We start from the raw sequence: 5,823 nt of genomic DNA, 5'->3' as shown, positions 1-5,823 counted from the left end.
CTCGATGTTGAGATTGCTGCGATAGTGGCAAATTATGAGACTCTCGAACCCCTAGCGGATAAATTTGGTATACCTTTTCATTTTATCTGTCATCAAGAAATGACTCGCCTCGAGCATGAGAAGAAGATGATCGAGGTGATAGAGGCTTATCGGCCCGAATATGTGGTGCTTGCCAAATTCATGCGTATTTTAACCCCTGAATTTGTTGCAAGGTATCCCAATCGCATCATCAATATTCATCATTCGTTTTTACCCGCATTTATAGGTGCTTCTCCCTATCGTCAGGCTTGGGAAAGGGGGGTGAAAATCATTGGTGCCACGGCGCATTTCGTGAATAATTGTTTAGACGAAGGTCCCATCATCAAGCAAGATGTCATTCCGGTGGATCATAGTTTTAGTGCCGAAGACTTGGCTAAGAACGGACGCGATGTCGAGAAGAGTGTGTTAAGTAAGGCGCTGCAGCTGGTATTACACGAAGAAGTCATAGTGTATGGCAATAAGACAGTGGTGTTTTAAACAGCATTGCAGCATCCGATGAATTAATCTCGAAAATTAGTCATTTAAAACGAGTCATAAAAGAGCCAATAAAGGCTCTTTATGATAGAAGTAATATAGAACATTAACCTTAATAGTTAACGGCCATTATTTCATCCGAACCATAGGTCATGGCAATATCTCTAATGGTTACCGTTCCCCTAATATAGGGGGATATCTTGCCCGCCGTCTTATCCGCGCCATGGCTCAAGGCAAATTGATGCAAGCTTTCACCATTACAGACTAAGCGTGGGAAAATTCTCTGCTTGTTAATGTGGTAGCTCTTCATGGTATCTCTGAACTTGAACAAGCTGTTACTGGCTCCGGCTTTACAGACGGCCACTAGGGTGTTTTCCATATGCGTCGTCATGCCAGCTGAAACTGAAAATGCCATTGGAGATAGAGCGAACACTGCGATAGCGAGTAGTTTTTTCATGGGTGCTCCTAACGTCTTTTTGTTTGAGGGCTGCTATGATTTAAGCTGGTTTCTGCTAGGAATGCTGTAAGCTAGTTGTATATAAATGTATCAAAATGTGGCGCTGGGAACAGAGTGTTTCACTGAGTAACAATTTGTGTTTTTAACTGAGTTGGCATAAAAAATCCCACCAAAAGTGGGATTTTAAGCATTGTCATCTTATCTATCTGCGAAGGTGACTAGCGGATAAAACGGCTTAGTTTTAGTCAACAATTCTTAGCAGTTCATTGATGCCGACTTTACCGCGTGTCTTGGCATCGACTTTCTTGACTATGATGGCGGCGTAGAGGTTATATTTACCACATTTAGAAGGTAAGGTACCCGATACCACGACAGAGCCTGCAGGAACGCGACCATAGTGGATTTCGCCAGTTTCACGATCATAGATGCGTGTGCTTTGACCAAGGTAGACGCCCATAGAGATCACGCAGCCTTCTTCGACAATAACACCTTCTACCACTTCAGAACGTGCACCGATGAAACAGTTGTCTTCGATAATAGTCGGACCCGCTTGTAATGGCTCTAATACACCACCTATGCCGACGCCACCTGATAAGTGGACATTCTTGCCAATCTGGGCACATGAGCCTACTGTGGCCCAGGTATCGACCATGGTGCCTTCATCGACATATGCACCCAGGTTTACGTAAGACGGCATCAGCACAGTGTTCTTGCCGATGAAAGACCCTTTACGTACTGTTGCCGGCGGTACGACACGAATAGCCTCTTCTCTGAAGCGTGCTTCATCATAATCGGCAAATTTCATCGGGACTTTATCGAAGTATTTAGTCTCTCCGCCATCGATAACCGCGTTATCGAAAATTCTGAAGGAGAGTAATACGGCTTTCTTCAGCCATTGGTGAACGTGCCATTGGCCATCAATCTTCTCGGCGACTCTGACTTCACCCTTATCGAGCATGTTAATTACTTTCTCAACATCAGCACGTACACTCGCATCTACTGTGCTAGGGCTGATCTCGGCGCGCGCTTCAAAAGCCGCCTCTATACGTTGGCGTAAAGCCTCCATTTACTTCTCCAGAATAAGTTATAAGTGAATGTTATATTAAAAACAGTGAATATTTATATGTTTGCGCTAATTTTGCTGTGGCCGATCGAGCGCTTGAGTCAAGTTATCACTCAACTCACGCTGTTGAATCTGGCTCAATTGTTCTCCATCGGCATTCTGTAGCATGAAGAAGTCCTCCGCACGCTCGCCTATGGTGGTAATTTTTGCGGCCATCAGCTTTATGTCACATCGGTATAATGTATCGCCGACCTTGGCTAATAGCCCTGGGCTATCTAAAGTAATAAGCTCCATCATGCTGGTTCCATGACGGCGTGATGGCAGGAAACTCACCAGTGTTTGCACTTTAAATTGCTTCATCTTACGAGGGAGCTTCTTAAACTTAGGTAATTTAGGCGTGTCACCACTGAGGGCTTTTACCAGCGCCTTTTTAATCCCTTGAATACGCGCTATCTGTGCAACTGGGCTCCCATCCTGCTCTAAAATGACAAAAGAATCCAGCGCATAATTATCTTTTGAGGTCATGATACTGGCATCATGGACATTGATGTTTTTATTGTCGAGCAAGGTCATCACAGTGGCGAACAGTTTAGGTTTATCCTGTGCATAGACAAATAGCTCAGTGCCACCTCTGGTTGTATGCTTGGAGAGCAAGACTAATGGCTCATCATGTTTGTGTTTGATGATGGCTTCTGAGTGCCAGGCTATCTGATTGGGCTGGTGGCGTAAAAAGTAATCGGCTTTAAATCTTTGCCATAACAGATCTAAGCTTTTCTCTTTAATGCCTCGTCTGAGCAGCTCTTTCTTAGCTTTAGCTTGATTCTCTCTCACCCTAGCCCTGATATCGACGGGTTTTTCCTTGCCTCTGGCTAACACCCTCTGGGTTGAAAAGTAGAGATCTCGCAGCAAAGAACCTTTCCAGCTGTTCCATGTTTTCTCATTGGTGGCGCAAATATCGGCTACCGTCAGGCAATAAAGGTAGCTGAGGTGAACCGCATCGCGGATCCTATCGGCAAATTCGGCCACCACATCGGGATCTGAGATATCGCGCCGTTGCGCCGTGATTGACATCAGCAGATGATTTTCTACCAGCCAGGACACCAGTCTGCCATCGTGATCATTGAGGCCGTGAAGTTTACAGAAGTCCCGCGCATCTATGGCGCCTAACTTACTGTGATTACCACCACGGCCCTTAGCGATATCGTGAAAGATAGCGGCTAAAACCAGTAAGCCTTTCTTGGGCAGTTGATTGATCAGCACAGAACCCAGAGGGAACTCATCTTTCTGCTCCGGATGAGAGAAACGTTCTATGTTCTGTAGCAGTCTGTGGGTATGTTCATCGACCGTATAGGCATGGAAGAGATCAAATTGCATCAACCCCTCGATATTTCGCCATGCTGGCAGGTAGGCTGATAGCACACCGTGACTGTGCATCAAGGATAGCGAGGCAATGCCTCTGGGGTGTTTTAATATCTCTAAAAATATCGCTCTGCAATCGGCGTGGTTCATCAAGGGTTGAGATTGCTGACGTCTGGCCCTGCGCAGGCTTCTCAATGTTGGTGCATATATTCCCTTGATATTAGAGTTTTTTGCCACGTGCAGAAAAAGCATCATTATTTCCACGGGCCGTTGGAAAATATCGGTGCTCAGTGATTCGATATAAGTGCCGCGTAGTTGATAATCATCATTTATCTTCTTTATACCTAGGGCATTAGTCTGTCCTAAAGTGGCACGCTTAAACAGTTGTAATAGCATCTGGTTAAGTTCCATCACACGTCTGACCGTGCGATAGTAACGTTTCATCATCTGCTCGACACCGAGCTGAGTCGAGTCTTCATAGCCCATAAGATCGGCGACTTGGCGTTGCAGGTCGAACAAGAGTCGGTTTTCATCTCTGCCGGAGATCAGGTGCAGGGCAAATCTGAGTTCCCACAGGAAGTACTGGCATTCGAGCAACTCCTCGAGCTCATCCCTGTCGAGAAAACCATGTTCGACCAGATCCTCAGCCTTGGCCGCATCGAAGTATCTCATCGCCACCCAAGCGACCGTATGTATGTCCCTCAATCCCCCCGGGCAGGTCTTAATATTCGGTTCAAGATCGAAGGCGCTGGCTCTGGCGTGGCGGGCAAATTGCTCGTCTCGCTTGGCGATAAAAAAGTCACTTGCCGGCCAAAAATCGTCTCGGCGAATGCTTTGATGCAGAGACTGATAGAGCGCCTCTGGACCACATAATAATCTGGCTTCGAGCAGATTCGTCACCACAGTGACGTCATGACGACCTTGCTCTAAGGTTTGTGCCACACTTCGTACACTATGCCCTACCTCAAGACCTGCATCCCACAGGAAGGCGATATACTGGCTGAGGGCCGCCTCCGCATCGGGACAAAGGTCGGACTCGATTAGAAATAGCAGGTCAACATCGGAATGAGGGTGCAGTTCGGCTCGTCCATATCCGCCAACGGCGATGAGAGCGATAGCAAATTTGTCGAGTCCGTGGCTCTGCCACTCCTGTTGCAGTATCGAATCGACAAACTGACTACGCTGGGCGACGAGTTGCTTGATGGGATCTTTGTTGCGAAAGCGAGTCAGTAGTTCATCATTTTGATCGAACAGTGCCACCTTGGCAATTTGCGCCGATTCAATGGTCATAGAGTTCCCTTAATGCCTAAGCTAGCGGGTTGAGCATACAAAAAGTACCAATCAAGTTAACTGGTACTGAGTATGAAGAGGCTGGCTATTATCAGTGGTTGATGATTCTTGGGAAATCTTCCTCTGAGCGCAGGGTCAAGACTTCAACGCCTGTCTTGGTGATGAGTAAAGTATGTTCCCATTGGGCGGAGTTTTTACCATCGGAAGTGGTCACTGTCCAGTTGTCATTCTTATCTAGAATACAGGTGTGACGGCCCGCGTTTATCATGGGTTCAATGGTGAAACACATACCGGGTCTTAATACCGTTTTATCGCTATTCTTGTAGTGCATGACCTGAGGCTCTTCATGGAAGCCGGCTCCGATACCGTGACCACAATAATCTTTGACTATGGTGTATTTTTCCAGGCCGGTTTTCTTGGTCTTGATAAACTTCTCGACTATGGTGCCAATCTCACCCAATTTCATCCCTGGGCGTACCTTACGTATGCTGGCATATAGGCTTTCTTGAGCGACACGGCACAGGCGCATATCCTTGGGGCTGACATCACCAATTAAAAACATCTTCGACGTATCACCATGAAAACCCTCTTTGATTACGGTAATGTCGATATTGAGGACGTCACCGTCTTTGAGGACTCGATCGCTGGGAATACCATGGCAGATAACATCATTGATAGAGGTACAGATTGACTTGGGGAAGCCATGATAATTGAGTGGGGCCGATATGGCGCCATGTTCTTCGGTAAATTTGGCACAAATATCATTCAGCTCATTGGTGGTGACACCGGGTTTAACGAAGGGAGCCACCATCTCTAGTACTTCGGCCGCCAACTTGCCTGCGGCGCGCATTTTTTCTATCTCTTCACCAGTCTTTATCACTATACTCATTTAGCTATCTCTCGTGTCTCGATTTATGAGGGTTTTGGTGCGCATTTTATTAGTGTCAAACACTCTAAAAATTTGTGTTATCTGTCCTAATATGGTATAAAGCGCGCCGTTATGTTTGACTCTAATCTCATCTTTGGTGGTGTGAAGATACTCACTATTCAATGTAATAGGGATTCTAGCAAAAAACCTAGGATGTAGAGTTAAGATGGCGGCCATTATACATGGCTATTTATTAAATACTAAATCACACAC

The 5,823-nt window shown here is 46.2% G+C and carries 5 protein-coding genes; 1 reads left to right on the top strand and 4 read right to left on the bottom strand.

Annotation, left to right across the window (positions count from 1 at the left end):
- The coding region (locus HRU42_RS20300; protein WP_295033812.1) for a formyltetrahydrofolate deformylase at nt 1-516 on the top strand (516 nt) is incomplete at its 5' end.
- A 109-nt stretch (nt 517-625) separates the two neighbouring features.
- Here HRU42_RS20300 and HRU42_RS20295 read toward each other — a convergent pair.
- From HRU42_RS20295 to map, 4 genes are all read right to left on the bottom strand, one after another.
- Nucleotides 626-970: a DUF3718 domain-containing protein gene (locus HRU42_RS20295; protein ID WP_295033810.1), complete on the bottom strand. Its 345-nt coding sequence runs from the start codon at nt 968-970 to the stop codon at nt 626-628.
- A 241-nt stretch (nt 971-1,211) separates the two neighbouring features.
- The gene (dapD, locus tag HRU42_RS20290) at nt 1,212-2,036 is read right to left on the bottom strand and encodes a 2,3,4,5-tetrahydropyridine-2,6-dicarboxylate N-succinyltransferase (RefSeq protein WP_295033808.1); all 825 of its coding nucleotides are present in this window, start codon (nt 2,034-2,036) and stop codon (nt 1,212-1,214) included.
- A 66-nt stretch (nt 2,037-2,102) separates the two neighbouring features.
- On the bottom strand, nt 2,103-4,676 hold the full coding sequence (glnD, locus tag HRU42_RS20285; protein WP_295033814.1) for a bifunctional uridylyltransferase/uridylyl-removing protein GlnD: 2,574 nt from the start codon (nt 4,674-4,676) through the stop codon (nt 2,103-2,105).
- Between the two features lie 97 nt (nt 4,677-4,773).
- Nucleotides 4,774-5,571: a type I methionyl aminopeptidase gene (gene map / locus HRU42_RS20280; RefSeq protein WP_295033806.1), complete on the bottom strand. Its 798-nt coding sequence runs from the start codon at nt 5,569-5,571 to the stop codon at nt 4,774-4,776.
- Nucleotides 5,572-5,823 lie beyond the last annotated feature (252 nt).

It is taken from the genome of Shewanella sp., assembly GCF_013214165.1.
Taxonomy (GTDB): Bacteria; Pseudomonadota; Gammaproteobacteria; order Enterobacterales; family Shewanellaceae; genus Shewanella.
This window is presented reverse-complemented; position numbering and strand designations above follow the sequence as displayed.

Coding starts and splice junctions, on each gene's coding strand:
- HRU42_RS20295 (WP_295033810.1), bottom strand. CDS start 970: ATGAAAAAACTACTCGCTATCGCAGTGTTCGCTCTATCTCCAATGGCA.
- dapD (WP_295033808.1), bottom strand. CDS start 2,036: ATGGAGGCTTTACGCCAACGTATAGAGGCGGCTTTTGAAGCGCGCGCC.
- map (WP_295033806.1), bottom strand. CDS start 5,571: ATGAGTATAGTGATAAAGACTGGTGAAGAGATAGAAAAAATGCGCGCC.